Source organism: Streptomyces sp. HUAS ZL42, assembly GCF_040782645.1.
Classification (GTDB): domain Bacteria; phylum Actinomycetota; class Actinomycetes; order Streptomycetales; family Streptomycetaceae; genus Streptomyces.
Window position 1 is genome coordinate 8,981,045 of record NZ_CP160403.1, and the last position, 25,031, is coordinate 9,006,075.

The window sequence follows — 25,031 nt, forward strand, 5'->3', positions numbered from 1 at the left end:
GCTGCGCGGGGTCAGCGCTCGGGCAGCCAGTAGTGCCCGATCCGCCGGGAGGGGTGTCTCTCGGGCCGGTGCGTGTCGTCGATGCGGTACGTCAGGCTGTTCAGCACGCCGACCACGCCGTCCACCCGATACGTCAGCTGGATCACGAGCGGAATGTCGCTGCGGTGCTCCAGCCGTCCCTCGAGTGTGACCATGCCGTCCTGGACCGAGACGATCACGGTGTGGGGAGGCAGGGACATGGCGCGGGTCACGTCGTCGAGGACCTCCCGGCGGATCTCCTCGTCCATGCGCAGGAAGACGCGCAACAGGTCGCGGCGTGTGGCGATGCCGATGAGGCGGTCCTCCTCGTCCACCACGGGAAGCCGCTCCACGCCGTGCCGCTCCATGACGCGCGCGGCGTCCGCCACCGGCTGTTCCGGGTGCACGGTGATCGCGGGAGTCGACATCAGGTCCTCCGCGGTGGTGGCGCGGGCCCGGTCGGCCGCGCGACGGGTGGCAGCCCGGCGCCGGGCGGACAGCCGGGAGTGCCGGACCCGGTTCTCGGCGGGCCGGGCCGCCTGGTGCCGGATCAGGTCGGTCTCGGAGATCACGCCCAGGACCTTGTCGTCCTGGTCCACCACCGGAAGCCCGCTGATGTGGTGCTCGTCCAGCAACCGCGCCACGTCCTTGAACGAGGTGTCCCGGTGCGCCTCGACGACCTCGCGGGTCATCACTTCGCCGACGATGCGGGTCATGGCGCCCACTCCTCTCCGCGTCCGCCGCGCTCCACGGGAGTCGGGCGAACAGATGTTGCTGTGCGGGCGCGCCCGACCGCCTCGGCCGACGGGCGCGGTGGCCCGTGATGGCATCGGGAGCCGGGACTCGCACGGGCCCGATCGGCCGGGCGGCCGTTGCTGTCCCTTGGAGGACCTTCCCGGGAAGCCCGCCTCCCGATGCCCTTTCAGCCTCTCTCCCGGCTGCGCGCCGGGGCAGGGGCCGAGCGTCCCTGGTCAGGGGACCGAACCGCCCCACCGTCCGGTGGGCGTACGGCGGCGCGCCTGCCGTACCGGGCACCGTCAGCGGTGAGCCCGGCCGGCGTGTTCGTGATCCCTGCGGGGCGTCGTGAGCTTCTCGCCGGGAAGCCGCAGGCCCGTCGCGGCCGAGAAGCAGTGCACGTCGTCCGGACGGACCCCGACGCGCAGTCGGGCCCCCTTGCTCCGGGTGGGCCGTCCGGGCAGCCGGACGACGACGGGGGCGAGCTCCTGGCCGAGCTTCGCGGTGGCGTGGGCGTAGGCGACGGAGCCGGTGTCCTCGACCGCGTCGACGACGAGTTCCAGCCCGGGACCGTCCGCATCCTCCGGGGACAGGAGCTGGAACTGCTCCGGGCGGACCCCGAGCACGATCTCCGACGCGGAGCCGTTTCCGGCGGCCTCGAGGGTCGGGCGGGGCAGTGGCAGGGACACGCCGCCCAGCTGAACCCCGTTACCGGTGAGGGGCAGGCGGAAGAGGTTCATGGCAGGTGATCCGATGAAGCCGGCGACGAAGGTGTTGGCCGGCCGGGCGAAGACCTCCTTGGGCGTGCCCACCTGCTGCAGCAGGCCGTTGTCGAGGACGGCCAGGCGGTCTCCCATGGTCATGGCCTCGACCTGGTCGTGGGTGACGTACACGGTCGTGGTACCCAGGCGGCGTTGCAGCACGGCGATCTGTGTGCGGGTCTGCACGCGCAGCTTGGCGTCGAGGTTGGACAGGGGCTCGTCCATGAGGAACACCTGTGGTTCGCGGACGATGGCGCGGCCCATGGCGACGCGCTGACGCTGGCCACCGGAGAGCGACTTGGGCTTGCGGTCGAGGTAGTCCCGCAGATCGAGGATGGCGGCGGCCTCCTGGACGCGTCGGCGGACGTCGCGTTTGGGCATGCGTGCGATCTTCAGGGCGAAGCCCATGTTGTCGGCGGTCGTCATGTGCGGGTAGAGCGCGTAGTTCTGGAACACCATCGCGATGTCGCGGTCCTTGGGCGGCAGATGGGTGACGTCCCGGTCGCCGATGCGGATCGATCCGGAGTCGACGTCCTCCAGCCCGGCGAGCATGCGCAGGCTGGTGGACTTGCCGCAGCCGGAGGGCCCCACCAGCACCATGAACTCGCCGTCCGCTATCTCCAGTTCGAGCCCGCAGACGGCCGGACGGTCCATGCCCGGGAAGCAGCGGGTCGCCTTGTCGAAGGTCACGGTCGCCATGATCTTCCCCCCTCTCGGGATCTCTCTGCTCCCAGGCTGGGCGGGAGTGTTGCCGGGAGGCAGGTCCCCTCCGGCCTCGCCGCGGGCCGGTCGGCCCCTGGGCGCCCCGGACACCCGCCACGAGCCTGGAGGCAAGGGGCGAGAGGGGGAGAGATGCTGCGTTCCCGGACGAAGGCCCAGCGTGCGCGTGCCGCGCGGCCCGGCACCGACACGTTGCCGCTGGTCCTGCCGGACCCCGCAGGCTCGACCACGGAGGCCGGCGGCGCCGATCCCGTCTTCGTCGACTCCAGCGGACGCCGCGCCCGCCGCATTCGGCGGTTCGGCTGCGCGACGGGCGCGCTCCTCCTCGCGTACACCGCCGTGCTGCTGCTCAGCTTCACGGGCGCGACGCCGTTCGCCCCGCGCACCGTGCTGCCCCTTCCGGGGCTGCCTTCGGAGCAACCGGGCTCCGTGGGAGAGACCCCGAAGGAGGACCTGCCGGGCGAGTCCGTGGCGCCCTCCTCCGGCGCGTCCGTTTCGCCGTCGGGTGTCACGGGTCTTCCCGCACCTACGGAGTCCGTCGCGCCCGGCTTCTCCTCCGCCCCGGCGACCGGCACCGGCGGTGCGTCGCCCACGGGTGACTCCTCGACGGGCACCGGCCCGCCGGACTCCGGCAGCCCGTCGGGTACCGGTCCCACGCCCTCGCCCAGCGTTTCCGACGGCACTGCGAGTCCCACGAGTCCGGGAACTCCGGGTGGCACGCCGAGCGCATCGCCCGGCGCCGGCGGGGCGACGCAGAGCGGCGGGGCGCCATCCGGCACTTCCCCGGGATCCTGACCATGTCCGCAGGGCCGCTGGGACATCCCGCCGCGAGACAGGCCGGCCGCACCCGTGGCGCGGATCGCTCCCGTGGGACCGCCGCCTCGCGACCGAGGATCGGGTCCCTGCTCCTCGTCCTGGCCGTCGTGGCCGGTGTCCTGCTGCTGCACGGGTACACACACGGGGAGTTCGCTGCCGACCACCGTGTCCACCCCGCGGTGTCGTCCGGGCATGTGCCCGAGGCTGTGCTGCGCGGCGGACCCGTGATCGACACCTCCGGGTCCGGGACGCGCAGTCACGCTCTCCCGGACCACACCGTCGCCCTGACCTTCGACGACGGACCGGACCCGACGTGGACCCCGCGGATCCTCGACGTGCTCGACCGCCACGACGTCAAGGGCACGTTCTTCGTGACCGGCGCCGCGGCCGCCCGGGAGCCCGGCCTCGTACGGCGGATGGCGGGCTCCGGACACGAGGTCGGCGTGCACAGCTTCACTCACCCCGATCTCGTGTATCACTCCGACGCCCGTATGCAGCGCGAGCTGGCGCAGACCCAGCTCGCCCTCGCGGGAGCGGCGGGAATCCACAGCTCGCTCGTCCGGCCGCCCTATTCCTCCCATGCCGCGGATCTGGACGACCTGTCCTGGCCGGTGGTCCAACGGCTCGGCAAGAAGGGGTACATCACCGCGCTGGTCGACATCGACACCGAGGACTGGCGGCAGCCGGGCGCGGCCGCCATCGCCGCCCGCGTCACCGGCAGGCTGACCGGGCAGGGAGCCGTGGTGCTGCTGCACGACGCCGGCGGTGACCGCTCCCGGACCGTCCACGCACTGGACGTCCTCATCCCCGAGCTCGTCGCCCGTGGCTACCGGTTCACGACCGTCACCGCTGGACTCGGGGCCGACAGCGCCCACCATCCGGTCTCCGGAGCCGAGTTGTGGAGCGGACGCGTCTTCGTGGTGGCCGTGACCGTCGGTGACCGGCTGGTGCCCGCCCTGGCGGTGCTGATGGCCGCCGTCGGCGTGCTGATGCTCCTCCGATTCGCGGCCATGCTGGTGCTCGCCCGCCGCCACGCCGACGGGCGCCGCGCCCCGGACTTCTCCTGGGGACCGGAGGTCACCGAGCCCGTCAGCGTGGTGATTCCCGCGTACAACGAGCGCGCGTGTATCGCCCAGACCGTGCTGTCCGTGGTCAAGAGCGAGCACCCGGTCGAGGTGGTCGTGGTGGACGACGGCTCCACGGACGGCACGGCCGAGGTCGTGGAGTCGCTGGCGCTGCCCGGTGTCAGCGTCGTATGCCAGGCCAACCGCGGGAAGGCGGCCGCCCTCAACACCGGCGTCGCGCACGCCTCGCACCGGCTGATCGTGATGATGGACGGCGACACGGTCTTCGAGCCGGCCACCGTGCACCGCCTCGTGCAGCCCTTCGCCGACCGCCGGGTCGGGGCGGTGGCCGGCAACACCAAGGTCGGCAACCGCGGCCGTCTGCTGGGCACGTGGCAGCATCTGGAATACGTGATGGGGCTCAACCTCGACCGCCGGATGTACGACGTGCTCGGCTGCATCCCCACCGTGCCCGGGGCCGTCGGAGCCTTCCGGCGCACCGCACTGCGGCACGTCGGCGGCCTGAGCGACGACACCCTCGCCGAGGACACCGACCTCACCATGGCTCTGCACCGGGGCGGTTGGCACGTCGTGTACGAGGAGGGCGCTCGCGCGTGGACAGAGGCGCCCGGCAGCGTCGGCGAGTTGTGGCGGCAGCGCTACCGGTGGAGCTACGGCACCCTTCAGGCGATGTGGAAACACCGTCACGCCGTCGTCGAACGGGGGCATGCGGGTCACTTCGGCCGGTACGGACTGGCCCTGGTGGTGCTGTTCACCGTTCTCACCCCGCTGCTCGCCCCGCTCATCGACCTGTTCCTCCTGTACGGGCTGCTCTTCCGGGACCCGGGGCGCACGGCACTGGCCTGGGGCGCGCTGCTCGGCGTACAACTGCTCTGCGCCGCCTACGCGTTGCGGCTCGACGGGGAGAAGCAACGTGCCCTGTGGGCGCTTCCGCTGCAGCAGCTCTTCTACCGTCAGCTGCTCTACACGGTGCTCCTGCAGTCGTGCACCACGGCGCTCACCGGCGCCCGCCTGCGCTGGCACAAGCTGCGTCGAACCGGCCAGGTGGCGGCGGCACCGCTGCCCTCGGCGCGGCCGGTGCCGGCCGAGCGGCCGGTCGCCCCCGCCGCCGGGTCCGCCCCGCCCACCACGACCGCTCCGCCCGCCCCGACCGCTCAACCCGCCGCATCCCGTCCGGGCGGCCGTAACCTCTATCTCGACTTCCTGCGGGCGGTGGCCCTGGTCCGTGTCGTGACGTACCACGCCTTCGACTGGGCCTGGCTCACCCTCGTGTTCCCGGCGATGGGCGTGATGTTCGCCCTGGCCGGCTCGCTGATGGCCCGTTCCCTCGGCCGCGGTGACCGGTCCGCCGCTGCGGTGGTGCGCGCCCGTATGCGCCGGCTGCTGCCGCCGGTGTGGCTGTTCGGCCTGGTCGTCGTCGCAGCGATGCTGTGGACGGGTTGGCGACCGGACGAGGACGGCGACGCGGGCGGGTGGGCGCGGATGGTGTTCTGGTTCGTTCCGGTCGGCGAACCGCCCTTCGACGACACCGGCTGGGCCCGGCAGGTCGTCGCACCCCTGTGGTACATCCGCGCCTACCTGCTGTTCGTGATCCTCTCGCCCTTGCTGCTGCGGGTGTTCCGCAGGGCCCCATGGGTCTCGGTGGCGGTCTTCCTCTTGCTGGCGGTGCTCGCGCAGAGCGAACTGCTGCCGCTGTCCGCTTCTGTCGAGGCGCCCTTCACCGACCTGGTCACCTTCGGGGCCTGCTGGCTGCTGGGCTTCGCCCACCACGACGGGCTCGTACTGCGTTTGGCGGCGGCCCGGGTGGCGGCGCAGGCGGGGGCCGCCATGGCGGTCGGCGGCTGGTTCGCCCTGTCGCATCCCACCGACGAGGGCTACGACCTCGGCTCGATCCCGCTCGGGCAGGCCCTGTGGTCCTTCGGCTTCGTCCTCCTGCTGTTGCGGTTCGGACCGCGCGGGGACGCCTGGGTCACCCGCGTGCGGCCGGTGCACGCCGCCGTGGTGCTGCTCAATGCCCGTGCGGTGACGGTGTATTTGTGGCACGAAGTGGCACTGGTGCTGGGTGTGCTCATCATGGACGGGATGTGGCGGGTCCCGGTGCTGGAGAACTCCCTGCCGCTGGGCGCCACCTGGTTGCCGTACCTCATCGCCTGGCCGCTCATCGCCGTCGCGGTGCTGTTGGTCGGGTGGTCGGAGGACAGGGCGGCCGGGCGCCGGGTGCGGCTGTGGCCACGACCGTCGGGCAGGCCGCCTCGGCGCCGGCAGTGAGGACGCTGTGCCGGGCACTGCCTCCGGGGCGTGTTGCCCGGCACTGGTCGATGGCGTACAAGGCGGCCACTCCCGCTCACGAGTTCACGACGGCCGGAAACTTGCCCGGTGGTGTGCCGGTCAGTGGTGGTAGCGATGGTGGTCTTCGTCGTTGCGGCCGATGTAGTGGCGCTCTTCGATGACCATCTCGTTCTCCCCCGGGCGCTGGCGGCTGCCCACGGTGGACATGAAGATCATCAGACCGATGAAACCGGCCCCCATGAGAACCAGCCCCACGATGAGCGAGCTCTTGAACACCAGGTACGTGCCGGCCACCAGTGCGAGGAGCAGCAGGAGCGGAGTTGTCATGATCGACCTCCTTCGGGAGTTACGGGACATCTCGGACAGCCCGTGCCGGACCGGCGGCCGCGGCGCGCGTGCAGCCGCCCGCTTGTCTGCCACACCGGCGTTGGCCCACCCTCGGTCATGGCGCACCTTCTCTCCAGGCTTCGCCTTCAGGATCCGGCCGGCGCGCCCGTCGGCCCAGGGGCTGAGCGGGCCGGTCACCGGGCCGAGTGGCCCTCGACCGGGCGCGCACGGAGGACGCGGAGCACGGTCCCGTGGGCCGAGTGTCCCTGTTCGGGGCCGAACCACCCCTCGCGAAGCCGGGCTGCCGGTGCAAGGGTGACGGTGGAGCCCCTCGCCGTACGAGTGTGCCGCCCGACGAAAGGCGGTGGGGAAGATGGAGCTGCCCCTGGTCGTGGGCGTCGACGGATCGGACTCGAGTCTGGTGGCGGTCGACTGGGCGGTGGACGAAGCGGCCCGGCACGGGCTGCCCCTGCGTCTCGTCTACGCCTCCCTCTGGGAGCGCTACGAGGGGTCCGTACCGTCCGTCGGACTCGAACGCCCGTCCGAGCGGGTGTTGGCGGACAACATCGTCGGAGCAGCCGCGGAGCGTGCCCGGCTGCGCAACCCTGAAGTGAAGGTCTCCGTGGACGTGGTCCCCGAGGAGGCGGCGGACGCGCTCCTGAGCGCGGGCCACAACGCGTATGCCCTGGTGACGGGGTCGCGGGGCCGCGGTGAGCTGGCGGGCCTGCTCCTCGGCTCGGTCAGCCTGGCCGTGGCGGCCCGTGCGTACTGCCCGGTGATCGTGGTCAGGGGCGACAAGGCCGGTGTGGCGGGCACCCACGAGCGGATCGTGCTCGGCGCGGGCGAGCCCGCGGCCGGCGGTGAGGCCGTGCGGTACGCCTTCCGCGAGGCGGAGGCGCGCGGAGGCGTCCTGGACGTCGTGCGTGCCTGGCGGTGCCCCGCGCACGAGACCGCCGACCATCCTCTGCTGGCCGGGGACCCCGCGCACCTCCACGAGGAGCGGGCGTCCGCCCTGCTCGATGCCCTGCTGCACGACGCGGTGGCCGACCACCCCGGTGTCCGGGTACGCCGCAGCACGGTGGAGGGTCCCGCCCGCAGTGTGCTGCTGCGCCGTTCGGCCGCCGCCGATCTCGTGATCATCGGTGCCCGGCGCCGGTCCGGGTACTTCGGCCTCCAACTGGGGCGAGTGGGGCACACACTGCTGCACCACGCGGACTGCCCGGTGGCGATCGTGCCACAGCAGGTGTGACGGTGCGGCGCCCCCGCACCCCCGTGGTGCTCCGCGACCCGCCGGCCCCCGGGCTGCGGGAAAGAAGGGCCGTTCTCTTCGCCCCCGACGGACGGATCACCGACTCGGCCCGTGTTTCGCGCGGCGTCGAGAGGACGGAGGGCAACGTCGGCGCGGTCGTTGCCGGCAAGGAGCGGCTGCCCGCCGAGCAGGTGCGGCGTACCGGGACGGCACGAGCGGTGTGTGCCGCGCACCCGGCCGCCCTGGTCGGCGTCGAGGCGGGCCGCGGCGACCGCTTCGGCCCTGTGATCGGCGTCGACCGCATCGCCGATGGGAACACGATTGCGGGACTGCTGTGCCACGGCACCTGCGCCGGCGTACGGGATCTCGCGGAGTCGCGGGTGTGAGGGGGCGTCGAGTGACGGACTGGACCTGGGAGTACGAGGGCTACGAGCCCGCCGACGAGCGGCTGCGGGAGTCCCTGTGCGCGCTGGGCAACGGCTGTTTCGCCACCCGGGGGGCACTCCCCGAGTGCGCGGCGGACGTCGTGCACTACCCGGGCACCTACGTGGCGGGCTGCTACAACCGGCTCACCTCCGACGTGGCCGGGCGGCAGGTCGAGAACGAGGACATGGTCAACGTGCCGAACTGGCTGCCGCTGCGATTCCGCGTACCGGGCGGGCAGTGGCTCACGCCCGACACCGCGACGGTGCTCGAACACCGCATGGCCCTGCATCTGGCGTCGGGACTGCTGGAGCGGCGGACACGGTACGAACTCGACGGCGGACGGGAATTGATGATCCGTCAGCAACGGCTGGTGCACATGGGCGACGCCCATCTGGCCGCCCTGCGCACCGAGTTCAACGCCGTGGGCTTCTCGGGTCCACTCGAGGTCGAGGCAGCCCTCGACGGCGGCGTCACCAACGCCGGCGTGTCGCGCTACCGCGATCTCGACGGCCGTCATCTGACCCATGTGCACACCGGGACGGCCGCACCGGACACGGTGTGGCTGCGCTGCCGCACCCGGACGTCGGACATCCGGATCGGCATGGCGGCCCGGCTGACCGCGGACGCGCACGTCACGACCGTGCACGAGGAGCCGCGCGCCATTCAGCGCCTGCGCCTGGACCTGAACGCTGGCCGCACCGCGACCGTCGACAAGACGGTCGCCCTCCACACCTCCCGCGACCCGGCCATCAGCGACCCGCTGTACGCCGCGGTCGACCGGGTCGGCCGCGCACCCGGCTTCGACGACCTGCTGGAGTCGCACCTCACCGCCTGGGACCAGCTCTGGCGCCGGGCCGACCTCGACGTTCCCGGAGAGTCGGGCCGTATCCTGCGGTTGCACCTCTTCCATGTGCTGCAGACGCTCTCGCCGCACACCGCCGACCTCGACGTCGGCGTACCGGCGCGCGGTCTGCACGGCGAGGCCTACCGCGGCCACGTCTTCTGGGACGAGCTGTTCGTCCTGCCCTACCTCAACCTGCACTTCCCCGAGGTCTCCAGGGCCCTGCTGCGCTACCGCCACCGCCGACTGGAACAGGCCTGCAACGCCGCCCGGGCACAGGGGCGCAAGGGGGCGATGTACCCCTGGCAGAGCGGCAGCGACGGGCGCGAGGAGACCCAGCAGCTCCATCTCAACCCCCGCTCGGGCCGCTGGCTGCCGGACCACTCCCGGCTGCAGCACCACGTCGGATCGGCGGTCGCGTACAACGTGTGGCAGTACTGCCAGGCCAGCGGCGACACCGAGTTCCTGCACAGCAAGGGCGCCGAGATGCTGCTGCAGATCGCCCGCTTCTGGGCCCACTCGGCCACTTACGACGAGAGCCTGGGGCGGCACCGCATCAGGGGCGTGGTCGGCCCCGACGAGTACCACGACGCCTACCCCGACGCACTCCGTCCCGGTCTCGACGACAACGCGTACACCAACGTCACAGCCGCGTGGGTGCTGGCCAGGGCGGCGGACGTGCTGCGCGGCCTTCCCGATCCGCGCCGGAGCGAACTCGTCGAACGCACCGGCCTCGACGGGGGCGAACTCGAACAGTGGGAGGACGTGTCGCGCACGCTGCACGTGCCCTTCCACGCCGGCGTCATCAGCCAGTTCGAGGGCTACGGCGACCTCGCCGAACTCGACTGGGAGGGCTATCGCAACAGGTACGGGGACATCCGGCGCCTGGACCGGATCCTGGAGGCCGAGGGCGACACCGTCAACCGCTACCAGGCCTCGAAACAGGCCGACGTCCTGATGCTCGGTTACCTCTTCTCACCGGACGAACTCCGCCTCGTCTTCGACCGGCTGGGGGTGCCGGTCGACGAGGACACCTGGCGCCGGACCGTGGACTACTACCTGCACCGTACGAGCCACGGCTCCACCCTGAGCGGCCTGGTGCACGGCTGGGTGCTGGCGCGGGCCCGGCGCGCCGAGGCCTGGAAGTTCTGCCAGGAGGCACTGCAGGGCGACATCGCCGATGTGCAGGGCGGCACGACCGGCGAGGGTATCCATCTCGGAGCCATGGCCGGCACCCTCGACCTCGTCCAGCGGGGGCTGACCGGACTGGAGACCCGGGAGGGCGCGCTCTGGCTGAACCCGGTTCCGCTGCCGGAACTGTCGTCGTACGGCTTCGCCCTGCGCTACCAGGACCATTGGGGCGTCCGGCTGCGCCTGGAGCACGAGCGACTGGAGATCGTCGTGCCGTCGTCCGACGCGTCACCGATCGACGTGCGGCTGCCGGACCGCACGGTCTGCCTGCAGCCGGGGGAAACGGAACGACTGGTGCTCGCGGACTAGTGCCGGGGCACTGAGCGCTCCGCTGGAAGTGTCGCGCCATGCCGTCGACCGTCTGCGGCGCCATCGTGGCTGGTCGCGCAGTTCCCCGCGCCCCTTCAGGGCGCTGCCGAACCGGGGCGGAGCCGTGACCGCGCGCTCTCCACCCTTGTTTCGGGCTGCCGGGCGGGCACTTGACCGCGGCGAGGAGAGGCCGGACGGCCCCCCGGACAGACCCGGCGGCCCATTTCCGCTGTTGGGGCACGGCGCGAGGCTGGGCATGAGGAGCAGTTCAAGTGATGGAGGTGTACGTCATGCTCGCGCCGGTGATCGTTGGGGTGGACGGATCCGCCGAGAGTCTGGCCGCTGCCGGCTGGGCCGCCCGTGAGGCACTGCGCCGCGACCGCAAACTGCGGCTGGTGCACGCCGCGGACTCGAGCCCACGTCCCGGTCACGAGGCGTCCGCGAGCGCGGTGCAGCGCCATCTGGCGCGGCGGGCGCTGCGGCAGGCGGAGGAGTACATCCGTGAGGTGAGCCCCGGTACCCGCCTGGAGGACGAGCAGATCGAGGGACCGGCGACGCCGGCGCTGCTGCGCGCGGCCGAACAGGCCGACCTGCTGGTGCTGGGCTCACGTGGGCTGAGCGGCTTCACCGGGTTCCTTGTGGGGTCGGTGGCGCTGGGCGTGGTGGCGAAGGCCACGCGGCCCGTCGTCCTCGTCCGGACGGGGGAGGAGGCGGCGGACGAGCACCTTCCGGCGCAGGACGGGAGCGACTCCGTCCGAACCGGTTACCGGGACGTGGTGCTGGGCGTCGACGTCGCCGACCCGTGCGACGAGGTGATCGGGTTCGCCTTCGAGGCAGCCCGGCTGCGGCACGCCCGGCTGCGCGTGGTGTACGCCTGGCAGGCAGCCTCGGCGCTCGGGGGCGGGCCGTCCGCGGTCGCCGTCGTGCAGGAGCCCAAGAGCGCCGAGCACTGGCGGGGTTTCCGCACCGACGTGCTGCCGATATGGCGGGAGAAGTACCCCGACGTCGACGTCGCGGAGACCGTGGCCCAGGGCAGGCCCCAGTCCGTGCTGGTCCGGGCCGGCTCAGGAGCGAGTCTGCTCGTCGTGGGGCACCGCCTCGCCGAACGGCCACTGGGGCCGCGCACCGGTCCCGTCACCCACTCCGTGATCCATCATGTCGACTGCCCCGTCGCCGTGGTCCCGCACGTCTGAGAGGAAGTGATCCGCGGTGTACTGGAACCGTCACGACGTGACCGCATGGGACTGGTTGGCAACGTCGGTCGCCATGGTCCTGTTCTGGGCCGTGCTGATCACCGTAGCGGCGCTGCTCTACCGCACCTTGACCCGCGGCCCCGGGCATCCGCACACGCCCGCGTCGGCCACGCCCGAGCGGCTGCTCGCCGAACGGTTCGCCCGGGGTGAGATCGACGATGACGAATACCGGAGTTGTCTGGCCGTGCTGCGCGCGGACGGTCCGACCGTCACCCAACAGTGAGGTGACTGCGGCCACGGCGGGCCGGCGCGCCTCGGTGCGGGCCTGCGGTGCCGGCGACGCCCCGTGCCCCGTGCACGAAGTGCTGGACGTGCTCTGAAGGTTGCGGAGGCCGACCGGTGTTCCGCAACGGGACCAATGGGCAGGGTGCGGGACCTGCGGCCGCTCACCCGGCCCGTCGCTGCCGAGAAGGATCGCATTACGAGGGGGCCCTCCGCAGCGACGATCCCAAGGAGAACAGCCATGTCCAGCAAGACGAGAAGCGGACCCGAGGCCGCACCCGGAGCGAAATTCGGCCTGCCGGCCGCGTCCGCGCTCGTGATCGGCAGCATCGTCGGTACCGGCGTCTTCGCCCTGCCGTCCGCTCTCGCACCGTACGGCCCCATATCCCTCGTGGCGTTCGTCGCCGTCACGCTCGGCGCGCTGGCGCTGGCGGTGACCTTCGGGGCGCTGTCGAAGCGCGTGCCGGCGAGCGGCGGGCCGTACGTGTACGCCCGCCAGGCATTCGGCGAGTTCGCGGGGTTCCTCAACGCGTGGTCGTACTGGATCACCGTATGGGCGGGGAACGCCGCGATCGTCGTGGCCTGGGTCGGCTATGTCGAGGTGTTCGTCAACACCGGCCACAGCAAGGGTTACTCGGTGCTCATCGCCCTGGTCGGGCTGTGGATCCCCGCCGCGGTCAATCTCAGCGGTGTCCGTAACACCGGAGCCTTCCAGGTGGTCACCACCGTGCTGAAGTTCGTGCCGCTGGTCCTCATGTCCACCGTCGGGCTGCTGTTCATCGACCCGGACAACTTCGGCGCCTTCAACGCCAGTGACCAGTCGGCCCTCGGAGCGATCTCGGCCGCGGCGGCCATCGCCCTGTTCAGCTACCTCGGCCTGGAGGCGGCGTCGGTGGTCGCCGGACGCGTCCGCGACCCGGAGCGCAACGTGCCGCGCGCCACCGTGTACGGCACCCTCGTCTGCGCCGTCATCTACGTCCTGGGCACCCTCGCGGTCTTCGGCACCGTCTCGCACGGCGAACTCGGCGCCTCCACGGCGCCGTTCACCGACGCCGCGAACAACATCGTCGGCGGCACCTGGGCGGGCGACGCCGTCGCCGTGGCCGCCATCGTCTCCGGCATCGGTGCTCTGAACGGCTGGACGATGCTCTGCGCGGAGATGCCGTACGCCGCCGCCCGTGACGGACTCTTCCCCGGTGCCTTCGCGAGGCTGCGCGGCGAGAGCGGTGTGCCGGCCTTCGGCATCGTCGCCTCGACCGTCCTCGCCTCGCTGATCACCGTCTTCAGCTACACGCGCTTCGACGACGTCTTCACCCGGGTCGTGCTGCTGAGCGTGCTCACCGCCGTGATCCCGTATCTGTTCTCCGCCGCCGCCCAGCTGTACTGGCTGCTCGCCCGCGGCCGGGAGAGCCTGAGCCCGCGGCGGCTGGCCCGCGACGTGACCGTCGCCGCGCTCGCCATGGCCTTCTCCTACTGGTCGATCCAGGGCAGCGGGTACCAGACGGTCTACTACGGACTGTTCGTGCTGCTGCTCGGACTGCCCGTCTACATCTGGCTGAAGCGCGACCGCGGAGAGTACGGCGAGACGGCACCCGCCGCGCCCCCGGCCGAGATCCCCGAGCCGCGGGCGCCCGAGACCTCGTCACCGACCGCCCGGACCCCTCGCCGGGCGCGGACCGGAACCTTCCGCAGGAGCATCCTCCGCCACCACGACTGAACCTCACCCGCACGGCCCCCTCGCCCCGTCAGGAAGGCCCGGCCATGAACCGTTTCCACGTCGACTCCGAAGTCGGCCGGCTCCGACAGGTGATCCTCCACCGTCCCGGACTCGAACTCTCCCGGTTGACCCCGCGCAACGTCGACGCCCTGCTCTTCGACGACATCCTGTGGGCCAAGCGCGCCCGCGAGGAGCACGACGCCTTCGCCCAGGTGCTGCGCGACCACGGCGCCCGCGTGCACTACTTCGCCGACCTTCTCGCGCAGACGCTCGATCTCCCGGAGGCCCGGGACTGGCTGCTGGACCGGGTCGTCACCCCGGCCGCCGTCGGCCCCGCCCTGCTGGACCCGGTGCGCGAACTGTGCTCCGAACTGGACGGGGAGACCCTGGCCGGATACCTCGTCGGCGGGCTCCTCAAGTGCGACCTGCCGCTGGCCACTCCGCGCAGCCTGGTCTGGAGCGCCCTGGACACCGAGGACTTCGCGCTCCCCCCGCTGCCCAACCACCTCTTCCCGCGCGACAACTCCTGCTGGGTGTACGACCGTTTGTCGGTCAACCCGATGGCCAAACCCGCCCGGCGGCGCGAGAGCCTGCACGCCGAGGCGATCTACCGGTTCCACCCGATGTTTGCGGGAACCGCGTACGAGCCGCTCCTCGACGGGCCGGCCGGCACCCTCGAGGGCGGCGACGTGCACGTCCTCGGCAACGGAGCCGTCATGGTCGGCATGGGCGAGCGCACCACCGCCCAGGCCGTGGAGAACCTCGCCACGCGCCTCTTCGCCTCCGGCACGGCCGACCGGCTGATCGCCGTCCAACTCCCCGCCACCCGCGCCTACATGCACCTCGACACGGTGCTGACGATGGTCGACCGCGACGCCTTCACCATCTACCCCGGCCTCGCCGACTCCCTGCGCTCCTGGACGCTGACACCGGGGACGGCGCACGAGAACGGCTTCGACGTCAGCCCCGACTCCGATCTGGCGACCGCCCTGGCCGAGGCCCTCGACCTGGACAAGGTGCGGATGCTCTCCGCGCCGCAGGACATCCGCAACGCCGAGCGGGAGCAGTGGGACGACGGCAGCAACTTCCTCGCCGTCGCCCCGGGCGTGATCGTCGGCTACGAGCGCAACGTCACCACCAACACCTATCTGCGCAAGCAGGGCATCGAGATCGTCACCATCGCCGGCGCCGAACTCGGCCGCGGCCGCGGTGGCCCGCGCTGTATGAGCTGCCCGATCGAACGCGACGCGGCCGCCTGACCGGGCGAGGAGACCCCCATGACCACCACAACGGTCGACCTGAGAGGCCGCTCCTACCTGAGCGAACTCGACTTCACCGCACGCGAGATCCACCATCTCCTCGACCTGGCCGCCGACCTGAAGGCGGCCAGGCGCGCCGGCACCGAACGGCCCCGGCTCACCGGCAGGCACCTGGCGCTGATCTTCGAGAAGACCTCCACCCGCACCCGCTGCGCCTTCGAGACCGCCGCGGCCGACCAGGGCGCCGCCACCACCTACCTGGGCCCCGGTGACACCCACATCGGCGTCAAGGAGTCCGTCGCCGACACCGCCCGCGTCCTCGGCCGGATGTTCGACGCCATCGAGTACCGCGGTTCCGCGCACCCGCTCGTCACCGAACTCGCGGCGCACGCAGGGGTACCGGTCTACAACGGCCTCACCGACGCCGCGCACCCCACCCAGAGCCTGTGCGACGTCCTCACCATGCGCGAGCACAGCCCGAAACCCCTGGAGGACATCGCCTACTGCTATCTCGGCGACGCCCGCAACAACATGGGCAACTCCCTGCTGTCCATGGGCGCCCTGCTCGGCATGGACGTGCGCATCGCCGCGCCCGCACCGCTGTGGCCCGACCCGGCACTGGTCACCGAGTGCCGTGCGCTGGCAGACCGGAGCGGAGCCCGGGTCACGCTCACCGACGACGTCGAGACGGCCGTACGCGGAGCCGACTTCGTGCACACCGACGTCTGGGTCTCCATGGGCGAACCCGCCGAGACCTGGGGAGAACGCATCGACCTGCTGCTGCCGTACCAGGTCGGCGTCAAGACGCTGGCGGCCACCAACAACCCGGACGTCAGGTTCATGCACTGCCTGCCGGCGCTCCACGACGACCACACCCGCCTGGGCCGTGAGGTGCTCCACAACTACGGCCTGGACGCACTCGAGGTCACCGACGAGGTCTTCTCCTCGCCCGCATCCATCGTCTTCGACCAGGCGGAGAACCGGCTGCACACCATCAAGGCCGTACTCGTCGCCACCCTGGAGGACTGACCATGCGCATCGTCGTCGCCCTCGGCGGCAACGCCCTGCTGCACCGGGGCGAGCGCCCCGACGCGGACGTTCAGCAGGCCAACGTCGACCGCGTGGCCACCGCGATCGCGGCCCTCGCCGTCGAGCACGAGATCGTCGTCACCCACGGCAACGGCCCGCAGATCGGACTGCTCGCCGTCGAGAGCGCGGCCGACCGCGCCCTGAGCGCCCCCTATCCGCTGGACCTGCTGGGCGCCCAGACCCAGGGCATGATCGGCTCCCTGCTGGTGCGCACCCTCTACAACGCGCTGCCCGGGCACCCCGTCGCCGCGCTCGTCACCCATACGTTCGTACGGGCCGACGACCCGGCCTTCCAGCGGCCCACCAAGTTCGTCGGCCAGGTGTACCCGAGGGACGTCGCGCGCCGGCTCGCCCGCCGCCACGGATGGCACATAGCCGAGGACAGCACGGGGTGGCGCCGCGTCGTCGCCTCCCCGGCGCCCGAGCGGATCGTGGAGACCGACACGATCCACACGCTGCTGGCATCCGGCACGCTCGTCGTCTGCGCCGGCGGCGGAGGCGTCCCGGTCGTCGCCGACCACGACACCGGGGCGCTCAGCGGGGTGGAGGCGGTCGTCGACAAGGACCTCACCGCGGCCCTGCTCGCCGAGGACCTCAAGGCGGATTTCCTGCTCGTCCTCACCGATGTCCCGAACATCTACGCCGACTACGGCACTCCGCGCCAACGCCCGCTCCACGACGCCACGCCCGCCTCGCTGCGCCGCGGCGGCTTCGCCGCCGGTTCCATGGGGCCCAAGGCCGAGGCCGCCGCCCGGTTCGTGGAACGCACCGGAGGCCTTGCCGCGATCGGCGACCTGGGCTCCGCGTACGAGATGGTGCACGGGCAGGCGGGGACGCTGGTACGCCCGGATCTGACCGTCGGCTGAGCGGCCGGCCGCACTGCACGCCGCGGCCCCGCCCGTTTCCGGGGAGGCCCGAACGCGCCGTCACCCATCGTCGAGGAGCTTCGGCCCGACAACGCGCCCGCGCCATCCGGACGGTGTTCGCGACGGCGGCGACGAGCCCACCGGGCGAGGCGCAGTGGCCTCTCCGGCACGAGATCCGGGAGCCGATCAGTGGACGGAGGCCGGCCAGCCGGCGGCCACGGCGGTGATGACACCCACGTCCAGCAGCACACCGAGGGTGAGCCACGGGTCGAACCAGATCGCCTTGAGCGCGAGCCCGCTCGCCGCCGCGACAACGGCGGCGGTGGGCCACCAGCCGCTGCCCGCGAGCAGCCCGGCGCCGGCGACGACGTACACGAGGGCCGTGTACCAGGCGAGGGAAAGCGCTGCGGCCCTGGCCGGCGCGGGGGAGACCCGGGCGGCGGCCAGGACCCACGAGTGTCCCGGGTCGAACGGAGACGGCCGGTCGGGCCGCTGCGGTGCCGTCCAGACGCCGGGGTGCAGCAGCCCGTGCCCGATCAGGAACGCCGCCACGAGTGCGGTGGTCACGGCAGGTCCTCGCGGGCGCCCGGCTCGGTGCCGCCCATGTCGAGGCGGAACGGCGGGTAGGTGTCGGTCATCAGCGCGACGTAGGCGGCGACCCGCAGCACCCACCGGTTGAGACCGAGGATCAGGTCGAAGAGCTCCTTGGGGTACTTCTCGGTGAAGGCGAGGATCACGGCGGCGATCAGCGCGAGCAGGGCCACCAGGCCGCCGTCCCACCAGCCGAGGTGCCAGCCGCCGAGGAAGAAGCCGACGACGATGTAGTGCGGGATGGCGAGCAGCCACCACTTCACCAGCACCAGGCCGCGGGAGAGGTGTTCGGGATAGGCGATGTCCAGCCGGGCCGGGTAGTCGGGCTCCTCACTCAGGCTGAACGGCGGGTAGCGGTCGGTGGCCAGGGCGCCGTACGAGTAGTAGGCGACTCGCCAACTCCAGCGCAGCACCCCCAGGTTGAAGTCGAACAGCGGGCGGGGATAGCGCTCGGTGAACAGGATGGCGAAGAACGCGATCACGCTCACCACGGTGAAGGCGACCCAGAGGAAGAACAGCACCACGTAGTGCGGAATGACCAGGATCCACTTCACCAGCCACAGCCAACGGGACAGCGGTGCGTCCAGCACCGCGTTCACCCGGACCGGGCGATCCGGCGCGCCAGCAAGGGATGCCACGGCGATCAGCTCCTTCGGTCGGGGGCACGGCCTGCACGGTCGGCCCCACGACCAGCGTGGTTGTCCGCAGCCGTCCGGGCGAGGGCCGTCCGGGGCCCGGCGGGCGGCCGTCGGTCCCGTTATTCGGGCGGATCGGAAGGTTGCGTGATCGGCCGCGAGAAGGCCGGGAATCCCGCTCAGGGCGCCAGTCCGGCGCGGCGTGGTGCGCCCGCCTGCGGTGCCGCGGAGGTGTCGTCGGCCCGGTGCCGCAGGTCGACGGAGACGTCGACCACTCCGTCCACGCCCCTGCACAGGCGTTCGACGATGGGGACGAGGGACCTGCGCTCCACGGTGCCCCTCAAGGTGACCCGGCCGTCGAGCACCTGCACGGTGATCGCGTCGGGTACGAGGCCCAGCGTGTGGACGAGGACGTCCCCGGAGATCTCCTCGCGGATGGCGTGATCGCTGCGCAGGAAGACACGGAGCAGATCGGCCCGGCTGATCACACCGGCCAGCCGGTCGGCCTCGTCGACGACCGGGAGCCGCTTGACGTGGTGACGCTCCATGACCTGGGCGGCTTCCACGGCGGTCCACTGGGGTCGGGCGATCACGGCCGGGCGGTTCATGAGGCCCTCGGCCGTCGAGGCCTCCGCCCTGGCCCGGTCTGCGGGCTTCGGGTGCAGGACCGGCAGCAGGCCCGCCGGGTCCAGTTGGGCCGCTTCCTTGCGCAGCAGGTCCGCTTCGGAGACCACGCCCACGACATGCTCGTCGTCGTCCACGACCGGTACGGCCGTGATGTCGTACTCGGCGAGCAGTTTCGCGATCTCCTTGAATCCCGTGTCACGGCGCACTCGCACGACCGATGTGGTCATGAGGTCGCCCACCGTCCGGTGTCGCATGGCTTTCGCCTCCTGACGTCGCGTTCCTCCCACTCTCCGTCGCGGAGCGGTCCGCCGCATGGGCCGGTCGGTCCCGACCGGGACCCGACCAGCCCGGACGGCTCCGAGGATCCCTCGGCGTCCGCCGGCGCTGCGCCACCCGGCGGCCCAGGCGGGGAGAAACGGGCGGAAAGAAAATCGGCGTTCGAGTCATGCCCCCGCCGCCGTGGTCAGCCGGTGCCGCAGAGCCAGGGACGCCCCGGTGAGGAGCACCGTGGCGAAGCCCGCCAGCACAGCCAGGTCCCGCAGAATCGCGGTCAGGTCCCCGTCGCGGGACAGCAGCGTCGTCCACGCATCGACGGCCCAGGCCTGCGGCACCGCGTGCCCCGCGGCGCGCAGCCAGCCGGGAACGAGGGCCAGCGGCCACATGCACCCGCCGAGCATGCCGAGGCCGATGCCGAGCGCCGGACCGACCGCGTGCACCTGCTCCGGAGTGCGGAACACCGCCCCGGCCAGGATTCCGGCCCCCGTTCCGACCAGCGCCCACACGGTGACCAGGACACCGGCGGCCAGCGGGTCGCCCCAGGCGACGTCGAAGGCCACCGCCCCGACGCCCACGATCAGCACGGACTGCAGCAGGGCCAGCAGCAGGTACGCGACGGTCTCCCCGGCGACGATGGTCCGGGCGGACACCGGCGCCGCGAGCGCCCGCGCGTACACGCCCGTCCTGCGCGTCTGCACGATGGCGGCGCCGCCCGCCAGGGCGTTGATGAACACGAACAGCACGAGCATGGTCGGGGTGCTGTAGCTGTACCCCAACGGCAGGTAGTCGCTCTGGCCGTCGACGGTCTCGGTGTGTACGGCGATGGGGGCCGCGGCCCGTTCGGCACCACGGGCGGCCGCGAGGTTGCCGTCGAAGGTTCCGCCGGTCTCGTCGGTGGCGAACCGGGCGGCCTGCAGGCGGGCCGCGTGCTCGGCCACGACGGCCGACACGGAGGACACCGCGGCGTGTCCGGCGCCGCCCGAGGGCTCCACCAACACCCGTACGGTGACCGTGCGCCCGGCCCGTACGTCCGCGTCGAGACCGGCCGGGACCAGGACGACCGCGTCCAGTTCGGCACGGCGCAGCGCGGTGCGCGCGTCCGCGGCGGTGTCGTACGTGCGGGTCCGCAGTCCGGCACGATCCGTCAGTGCCGAGGCCAACTCCCGCGCCACGGGGCCTGCCCGGCCGTCCGGGACGACCCCGATCCGGAACTGGTCGAAGCCGCTGACGGTGACGCCGATGACGACGATGATGGCGACCGGGAGCAGCACCATGAAAAACAGCGCCGTTCGGTCACGGAGCGCCCGGCTCAGGGTCGCCCGGGTCACGGCGAGCGCGGTCATGCCGGCCTCCTCAGCCGTAGGAGCAGTGCTGTCAGCGCGATCACCGCCGCCGAGAAGGCGGCGATGCCGAGCAACGGAGCGCCGACCGCGGACCAGCCGCGCGCTCCGGTGCCGAGGTCGGTGAACCCGCGCAGGGCCCAGCCGTTGGGCGTGAACAGGGTGAGACGGCGCATCAGGGACGTACCCGACGCGAACACGAAGTTGCCGCCGAGCAGAACGAGCGTGAACACCACGACGGAGGCGAGCCCCTCGGCCTGCCGCTCGGTGCGGGCGAGCGCGATGACGAGCGCCGTCAGGCACACCACGGCGACCGCCATGCCCAGGCTCAGCACCGCGACTCCGAACGGGTCCGCCCAGCGGGCCCCGAACGCCAGCCACGACACGAGCGTGACCGTCGCGAGCCCGGCCAGGCTGTAGACGAAAGTGGACAACGACTTGCCCAGCAGCAGCGCGCCCCGCCCCACCGGGGCCGCGGCGATCCGGTCGAGGGTGCCCTGCTGCTGTTCGACGAAGTAGCCGCGGGCTCCGAAGCCGACGCAGAACAGCACGAAGAACATGCCCATGCTCGGCCCGAAGTAGCTGATGACCTTCAGCGGGTCGTCGGCGAGCCCTTGGGCGCGCACCTGCTCCGGCAGCCGCAACAGGGCCGCCTTCGCGGCGAGTTCGGGTATGCCGTCCTGCCCGGCCCCCGCCACCACCGCCGTGGCGACCGACAGCCGGTCGGCGTTGACCTGCGCGACGTAGGACTCGGTGACCGCCCGCGCCAGCTGCGCCTGAAGCCCGAAGTCCACGCTGTCCAGGACGGTGACGGGCGCCGTGCTGCCCCCGCGCAGCGCCGCGGTGAACCCCTCGGGGACGACGATCGCGGCGTGCACGCTGCCCGCGTCCACGGCACGACGGGCGCCGGCCTCGTCGGCGTACGCACGCACGTGCACGGTGTCCGAGAGCTCCGGGCTCTTCAGCACCTGCGTGAGGCCGGCGGCCGCCGCGCCCCGGTCCAGGTCCACGACCCCGATGTTCGCCCGGAACTCGGAGCTGCTGCTGAACGCCATGGCCATGAGACCGGAGATCAGCACCGGCGCCAGGAACACGATCACCCAGGCCGACCGGTCGCGCAGCCGCTGCCGCAGGTCCTTGGCCGCGATGGCGAGTACGACACGCATGGCGCCTCACTCCCTCAGCGCGGTGCCGGTCAGATGGAGGAAGACCGCCTCCAGATCGGGTTCGACGATCTCCACACTGCGGATGTCGACGCCCCGGTCGCGAGCGAGGTCGAGCAGGTCCGGCAGCAGGCTGCGCGCGTCCTTGACCACCAGCTCGACCACGTCGCGGTGCTCGCCGGTCCGGGCCGCGCCCTCGACCCGGGCGAGCCGGCGGCACGCCTCCGCGTACGCCGTCAGGTCGCCGACGGCGGTCAGCCGGACCCGGTCGCGTTCGGCCACCAGCGCCACCAGCTCGCGCGTGCTGCCCTCCGCGACCAGGCGGCCCCGGTCGATGATCCCGACGCGGTCGCAGAGGCGCTCGGCCTCCTCCATGTAGTGCGTGGTGTAGAGGACGGCCATGCCCTCCTCGCCGAACCGGGTGACACTCTCCAGGATCGCGTGCCGGCTCTGCGGGTCGACGCCCACCGTGGGCTCGTCCAGCACCAGCAGGGTCGGGGAGTGGACCAGCCCGGCGCCGATGTTGAGCCGCCGGCGCATGCCGCCCGACAGCGAGTCGACGCGGTCGCCCGCCCGGGAGCCCAGGTCGACGAGGTCCAGGACCTCGTCGACGCGGCGCTCCAGCCGGCGGCGCGACAGCCGGTAGAGCCGTCCGAAGAAGCGGAGGTTCTCGCGGACGCTGAGGTCGGGGTAGAGGGCCACGTCCTGCGGGACGAAGCCGATGAGCTGCTTGGCCGGCCCGGCGGCGGTGCTCACCGGCAGGCCCGCGACGTGCACGGTACCGGCGTCGGGGCGCAGCAGCCCGCAGACCATCCGGATCGTCGTGGTCTTGCCCGCGCCGTTCGGCCCGAGCAGACCGTACGTCTCGCCCGGCGCGATGCTCAGGCTCACGTCGTCGACGGCGGTGCGGTCGCCGAAGCGGCGGACGAGGTGAGCGCAGTCGAGGACGGCCCGTGCGGTGTCCGGGTTGCCCGGGGGATCGGTCATGTCGTCTCCTCGGTGGGGCCCTGCGGGGCCGCGTCAGGGTGCGAGGGAGAAGTAGTTCTCCCCAGCACAGGTCGGCGAGATCGTCGGCGCCGACGAGCCGGCAGACCCCGCCCGCCGCCAGCGCCGCCGCCGTGACGGCCAGGAGGGCCGGTTCGAGCCTCGGTGGCAGGGACAACGGCGTGAACGGCCGAGGTGGCGGCTTCCCCGGGACGCGCTCCATGACGGTCCTCGCTCGGGCGGTCGGCACGGCTCAGTCGTGCGGGACGACGGCGACGGGGCACGGCACGTGGTGCAGGGCCGCGTGGGCGACGGGACCCAGCTTCCAGGTGAGTTGCGAGGGGTGGCGCCGGCGGCCCACGACGATGAGCATGCTGTGGGTGCAGGCCGACAGCAGCAGCTGCGCCGCGGAACCCATGGCGGCCTGGACCACGACGGCAACACCGGGAAACTTCTCCTGCCACGGAGCCAGGGCGGCGGTGAGCAGGAGGTGCGCGTCCCTCTCGTCACCACGGTCCGCCTGCGGATGCGGCATCAGTGAGGCGAACGGCAGGGCTTGCACCACCCGCACGCGGGCTCCCCGCAGCTCGGCGGTGCTGAACGCGAACTCCAGCAGCGCGTCGGCGGCCGGCCCGGGCTCCTGCACGCCGACCACGATCTCGTCCCGCTCGGCTGCTGCCCGGTGCCCCCAGCCTGCCTCCACGGCGGGATCGTCGGCCCGCACCGTCACGATGGGGCACCCGGCGAGGCCCAGGACATGCAGGCTGATGGAGCCCAGCAGGAAGCTCGCCACCGAGCCGTGGCCCCGGGAGCCGAGCACGAGCAGGGACGCGTTCTCGCCCGCGTCCAGGAGAGCCTTCGCGGCGGGCTCCGAGACCAGTTCCGTGGTCAGGGACAGATCCGCGTAGCGGTGCAGCAGCTCGGCCTCCATCCGTTGCAGCACCTGCCCTCCGTAACGCTGCTTGCTGAGGGCTTCCTGCGGGACCGGCAGGTTGAGCGGCTGAGTGGTCCAGGAGTGGAGCAGCAGCAGCGGGAGGCGACGGTCCACGGCCTCGCGGGCAGCCCACCACGCCGCCGTCACGCTCGCGGGGGAGCCGTCGAGTCCGACGACGACAGGTCCGGTCATGGCGCACCTCCCGGGTCGGCGCGACAGGACGGATGCCGCGCATGTACCTCCACCCTCAGCCTCACCGTCCCGTGGCTGCCGGGGGAGGGCCGGACGGTGCGCCTTTGGGGTCCGTACGGCCCACTGCGGGGCAGCGTCGGCGGACAGACGCTGGGAGTCGTTGGACGTGGGGCGGTGCCGCCCGGCCGATCTCGCCGAGCACGGTCCCGGCCGCGCGCTGCGCGAGTGGGCCGAAGGGGTGCGCCCGTGACGAACGCCGTCGAGCGGCGCCGAGGCCTCGCTCTGCGCCGCAGGACCGCACGGAGAGGGGAGGGCCGCCATGAGTGGTCCGGTGGTGGTGGGGGTGGACGGCTCGTCGTCGGGCCTCGCCGCGGTCGAGGCCGCGGCGAGGGAGGCCGATCGGCGGGGGACAGGGCTCCGGCTGGCGTACGCCCTCGGATGGCCGTCGGCGCGTGTTCCGCCACCCGGTGTTCCGCCCTGGGACCCGCACGGCACCGGCCTGCGCGAGCTGGTGAACGGCTCGCTGACCGAGGCCGAGCGGCGGGCGCGCCGCGTCGCGCCGCGGGTGACGATCACGCGCGACGTCCTGGTCGGTGACCCCGCGACCGTGCTGGAGTCCGCGTCGCGCACCGCGTCACTCACCGTGGTGGGGGGCCGTACGGCCACCCGTGCCGTCGGCCTGCCGCGCGACTCGGTGGCAGGGCGGCTGACCGCCCACGGCCGCTGCCCCGTCCTGGTGGTACGGGGCCGTCCGGCGCGCAGCGGTCCCGTGCTGCTGGCCGACGACGTGTCGCAGGCCGCTGCCGAGTTCGCCTTCGCCGAGGCCTCGGAGCGCGGCGCGGACCTGGTCGTCCTGCACACGCGCGCCGGGACCGGCCGCCGGCCCGCCGGTTCGCTGCCCCGGCTGCGGGAGAAGTACTCGCATGTCACCGTGCGCGAACGGTGGGTGCGAGGCCGGGCCGGGCGGGCCCTGGTCGACGCCGGCGTCGGCGCCCAGCTTCTCGTGATCGCTGCCCGCCACAGGGCCGCGGACGTACTGCCTTCCTCGGTCGGCCGGGCCGTCGTGGCCCACGCCCACTGCCCCGTCGCAGTCGTTCCGTCCGGGGAGGCGTGACC

General features: G+C 72.5%; 21 protein-coding genes and 2 pseudogenes. 13 read left to right on the forward strand and 10 right to left on the reverse strand.

What is annotated here, in order from left to right:
- Positions 1-11: 11 nt before the first annotated feature.
- Together ABZO29_RS41040 and ABZO29_RS41045 are read right to left on the reverse strand one after the other, a co-directional pair.
- A complete protein-coding gene (locus tag ABZO29_RS41040; protein ID WP_367325285.1) occupies positions 12-734 on the reverse strand; it encodes a CBS domain-containing protein in 723 nt (240 codons plus the stop codon).
- A gap of 321 nt (positions 735-1,055) precedes the next feature.
- A complete protein-coding gene (locus ABZO29_RS41045; RefSeq protein WP_367325286.1) occupies positions 1,056-2,213 on the reverse strand; it encodes an ABC transporter ATP-binding protein in 1,158 nt (385 codons plus the stop codon).
- Positions 2,214-2,366: 153 nt separating this feature from the next.
- On the opposite strand from ABZO29_RS41045, the gene ABZO29_RS41050 reads away from it, so the two are divergent.
- The 3 genes and pseudogenes from ABZO29_RS41050 to ABZO29_RS41060 form a co-directional block, all read left to right on the forward strand.
- Positions 2,367-3,029 (forward strand): hypothetical protein, encoded by a 663-nt coding sequence (locus tag ABZO29_RS41050; RefSeq protein ID WP_367325287.1) that lies wholly within the window; start codon positions 2,367-2,369, stop codon positions 3,027-3,029.
- A 17-nt stretch (positions 3,030-3,046) separates the two neighbouring features.
- A pseudogene (locus tag ABZO29_RS41055) lies at positions 3,047-5,188 on the forward strand (bifunctional polysaccharide deacetylase/glycosyltransferase family 2 protein); the annotation flags it as partial.
- Between the two features lie 144 nt (positions 5,189-5,332).
- Positions 5,333-6,403 (forward strand): annotated as a pseudogene (locus ABZO29_RS41060) (acyltransferase); the annotation flags it as partial.
- A gap of 120 nt (positions 6,404-6,523) precedes the next feature.
- On the opposite strand, the gene ABZO29_RS41065 reads toward ABZO29_RS41060, so the two are convergent.
- The gene (locus ABZO29_RS41065) at positions 6,524-6,751 is read right to left on the reverse strand and encodes a hypothetical protein (RefSeq protein ID WP_367325288.1); all 228 of its coding nucleotides are present in this window, start codon (positions 6,749-6,751) and stop codon (positions 6,524-6,526) included.
- A gap of 373 nt (positions 6,752-7,124) precedes the next feature.
- Between ABZO29_RS41065 and ABZO29_RS41070 the strand changes: the two genes are divergently transcribed.
- The 9 genes from ABZO29_RS41070 (at position 7,125) to ABZO29_RS41110 (ending at position 17,173) form a co-directional block, all read left to right on the forward strand.
- Complete coding sequence (locus ABZO29_RS41070; protein ID WP_367325289.1) at positions 7,125-8,000, forward strand: universal stress protein; 876 nt, start codon at positions 7,125-7,127, stop codon at positions 7,998-8,000.
- A gap of 2 nt (positions 8,001-8,002) precedes the next feature.
- Positions 8,003-8,386 (forward strand): hypothetical protein, encoded by a 384-nt coding sequence (locus ABZO29_RS41075; RefSeq protein WP_367325290.1) that lies wholly within the window; start codon positions 8,003-8,005, stop codon positions 8,384-8,386.
- 11 nt (positions 8,387-8,397) lie between these two features.
- A complete protein-coding gene (locus ABZO29_RS41080) occupies positions 8,398-10,767 on the forward strand; it encodes a glycoside hydrolase family 65 protein (RefSeq protein WP_367325291.1) in 2,370 nt (789 codons plus the stop codon).
- A gap of 290 nt (positions 10,768-11,057) precedes the next feature.
- Positions 11,058-11,960, forward strand: coding sequence for a universal stress protein (locus tag ABZO29_RS41085; protein WP_367326380.1), 903 nt, complete (start codon positions 11,058-11,060; stop codon positions 11,958-11,960).
- 37 nt (positions 11,961-11,997) lie between these two features.
- On the forward strand, positions 11,998-12,243 hold the full coding sequence (locus ABZO29_RS41090) for an SHOCT domain-containing protein (RefSeq protein WP_367325292.1): 246 nt from the start codon (positions 11,998-12,000) through the stop codon (positions 12,241-12,243).
- A gap of 240 nt (positions 12,244-12,483) precedes the next feature.
- Entirely contained in the window at positions 12,484-13,959 is a 1,476-nt protein-coding gene (locus ABZO29_RS41095; protein WP_367325293.1) for an APC family permease, read from the forward strand.
- Between the two features lie 44 nt (positions 13,960-14,003).
- Positions 14,004-15,218 (forward strand): arginine deiminase, encoded by a 1,215-nt coding sequence (locus ABZO29_RS41100; RefSeq protein ID WP_367325294.1) that lies wholly within the window; start codon positions 14,004-14,006, stop codon positions 15,216-15,218.
- An 18-nt stretch (positions 15,219-15,236) separates the two neighbouring features.
- Positions 15,237-16,247 carry an ornithine carbamoyltransferase gene (gene argF / locus ABZO29_RS41105; protein WP_367325295.1) on the forward strand — a complete coding sequence of 337 codons (1,011 nt, stop codon included), beginning with the start codon at positions 15,237-15,239 and terminating at the stop codon, positions 16,245-16,247.
- 2 nt (positions 16,248-16,249) lie between these two features.
- On the forward strand, positions 16,250-17,173 hold the full coding sequence (locus ABZO29_RS41110) for a carbamate kinase (protein ID WP_367325296.1): 924 nt from the start codon (positions 16,250-16,252) through the stop codon (positions 17,171-17,173).
- A 186-nt stretch (positions 17,174-17,359) separates the two neighbouring features.
- On the opposite strand, the gene ABZO29_RS41115 is transcribed toward ABZO29_RS41110, so the two are convergent.
- The 7 genes from ABZO29_RS41115 to ABZO29_RS41145 form a co-directional block, all read right to left on the reverse strand.
- Positions 17,360-17,740 (reverse strand): hypothetical protein, encoded by a 381-nt coding sequence (locus ABZO29_RS41115; protein ID WP_367325297.1) that lies wholly within the window; start codon positions 17,738-17,740, stop codon positions 17,360-17,362.
- Positions 17,737-18,402: a DUF4389 domain-containing protein gene (locus ABZO29_RS41120; RefSeq protein ID WP_367325298.1), complete on the reverse strand. Its 666-nt coding sequence runs from the start codon at positions 18,400-18,402 to the stop codon at positions 17,737-17,739. The genes ABZO29_RS41115 and ABZO29_RS41120 overlap by 4 nt, the downstream gene beginning before the upstream one ends.
- A gap of 176 nt (positions 18,403-18,578) precedes the next feature.
- Positions 18,579-19,280 carry a CBS domain-containing protein gene (locus ABZO29_RS41125; protein ID WP_367325299.1) on the reverse strand — a complete coding sequence of 234 codons (702 nt, stop codon included), beginning with the start codon at positions 19,278-19,280 and terminating at the stop codon, positions 18,579-18,581.
- Positions 19,281-19,469: 189 nt separating this feature from the next.
- Complete coding sequence (locus ABZO29_RS41130; RefSeq protein WP_367325300.1) at positions 19,470-20,645, reverse strand: ABC transporter permease; 1,176 nt, start codon at positions 20,643-20,645, stop codon at positions 19,470-19,472.
- Positions 20,642-21,808, reverse strand: a complete 1,167-nt coding sequence (locus ABZO29_RS41135) for an ABC transporter permease (protein WP_367325301.1) — start codon at positions 21,806-21,808, stop codon at positions 20,642-20,644. Before ABZO29_RS41135 ends, ABZO29_RS41130 begins: the two co-directional genes overlap by 4 nt.
- A gap of 6 nt (positions 21,809-21,814) precedes the next feature.
- Positions 21,815-22,792 carry an ABC transporter ATP-binding protein gene (locus ABZO29_RS41140; protein ID WP_367325302.1) on the reverse strand — a complete coding sequence of 326 codons (978 nt, stop codon included), beginning with the start codon at positions 22,790-22,792 and terminating at the stop codon, positions 21,815-21,817.
- A gap of 250 nt (positions 22,793-23,042) precedes the next feature.
- Entirely contained in the window at positions 23,043-23,915 is an 873-nt protein-coding gene (locus tag ABZO29_RS41145) for a universal stress protein (RefSeq protein ID WP_367325303.1), read from the reverse strand.
- Between the two features lie 319 nt (positions 23,916-24,234).
- Between ABZO29_RS41145 and ABZO29_RS41150 the strand changes: the two genes are divergently transcribed.
- Positions 24,235-25,029 carry a universal stress protein gene (locus tag ABZO29_RS41150; RefSeq protein WP_367325304.1) on the forward strand — a complete coding sequence of 265 codons (795 nt, stop codon included), beginning with the start codon at positions 24,235-24,237 and terminating at the stop codon, positions 25,027-25,029.
- Positions 25,030-25,031: the final 2 nt, after the last annotated feature.

What these genes read in the sequence shown, in the direction of transcription:
- ABZO29_RS41045 (WP_367325286.1), bottom strand. Translation starts at nt 2,213, where the DNA reads ATGGCGACCGTGACCTTCGACAAGGCGACCCGCTGCTTCCCGGGCATG.
- ABZO29_RS41125 (WP_367325299.1), bottom strand. Translation starts at nt 19,280, where the DNA reads ATGCGACACCGGACGGTGGGCGACCTCATGACCACATCGGTCGTGCGA.
- argF (WP_367325295.1), top strand. Translation starts at nt 15,237, where the DNA reads ATGACCACCACAACGGTCGACCTGAGAGGCCGCTCCTACCTGAGCGAA.
- ABZO29_RS41085 (WP_367326380.1), top strand. Translation starts at nt 11,058, where the DNA reads ATGCTCGCGCCGGTGATCGTTGGGGTGGACGGATCCGCCGAGAGTCTG.
- ABZO29_RS41150 (WP_367325304.1), top strand. Translation starts at nt 24,235, where the DNA reads ATGAGTGGTCCGGTGGTGGTGGGGGTGGACGGCTCGTCGTCGGGCCTC.
- ABZO29_RS41110 (WP_367325296.1), top strand. Translation starts at nt 16,250, where the DNA reads ATGCGCATCGTCGTCGCCCTCGGCGGCAACGCCCTGCTGCACCGGGGC.
- ABZO29_RS41095 (WP_367325293.1), top strand. Translation starts at nt 12,484, where the DNA reads ATGTCCAGCAAGACGAGAAGCGGACCCGAGGCCGCACCCGGAGCGAAA.
- ABZO29_RS41065 (WP_367325288.1), bottom strand. Translation starts at nt 6,751, where the DNA reads ATGACAACTCCGCTCCTGCTGCTCCTCGCACTGGTGGCCGGCACGTAC.
- ABZO29_RS41040 (WP_367325285.1), bottom strand. Translation starts at nt 734, where the DNA reads ATGACCCGCATCGTCGGCGAAGTGATGACCCGCGAGGTCGTCGAGGCG.
- ABZO29_RS41100 (WP_367325294.1), top strand. Translation starts at nt 14,004, where the DNA reads ATGAACCGTTTCCACGTCGACTCCGAAGTCGGCCGGCTCCGACAGGTG.
- ABZO29_RS41050 (WP_367325287.1), top strand. Translation starts at nt 2,367, where the DNA reads ATGCTGCGTTCCCGGACGAAGGCCCAGCGTGCGCGTGCCGCGCGGCCC.
- ABZO29_RS41070 (WP_367325289.1), top strand. Translation starts at nt 7,125, where the DNA reads ATGGAGCTGCCCCTGGTCGTGGGCGTCGACGGATCGGACTCGAGTCTG.
- ABZO29_RS41135 (WP_367325301.1), bottom strand. Translation starts at nt 21,808, where the DNA reads ATGCGTGTCGTACTCGCCATCGCGGCCAAGGACCTGCGGCAGCGGCTG.
- ABZO29_RS41145 (WP_367325303.1), bottom strand. Translation starts at nt 23,915, where the DNA reads ATGACCGGACCTGTCGTCGTCGGACTCGACGGCTCCCCCGCGAGCGTG.
- ABZO29_RS41130 (WP_367325300.1), bottom strand. Translation starts at nt 20,645, where the DNA reads ATGACCGCGCTCGCCGTGACCCGGGCGACCCTGAGCCGGGCGCTCCGT.
- ABZO29_RS41140 (WP_367325302.1), bottom strand. Translation starts at nt 22,792, where the DNA reads ATGACCGATCCCCCGGGCAACCCGGACACCGCACGGGCCGTCCTCGAC.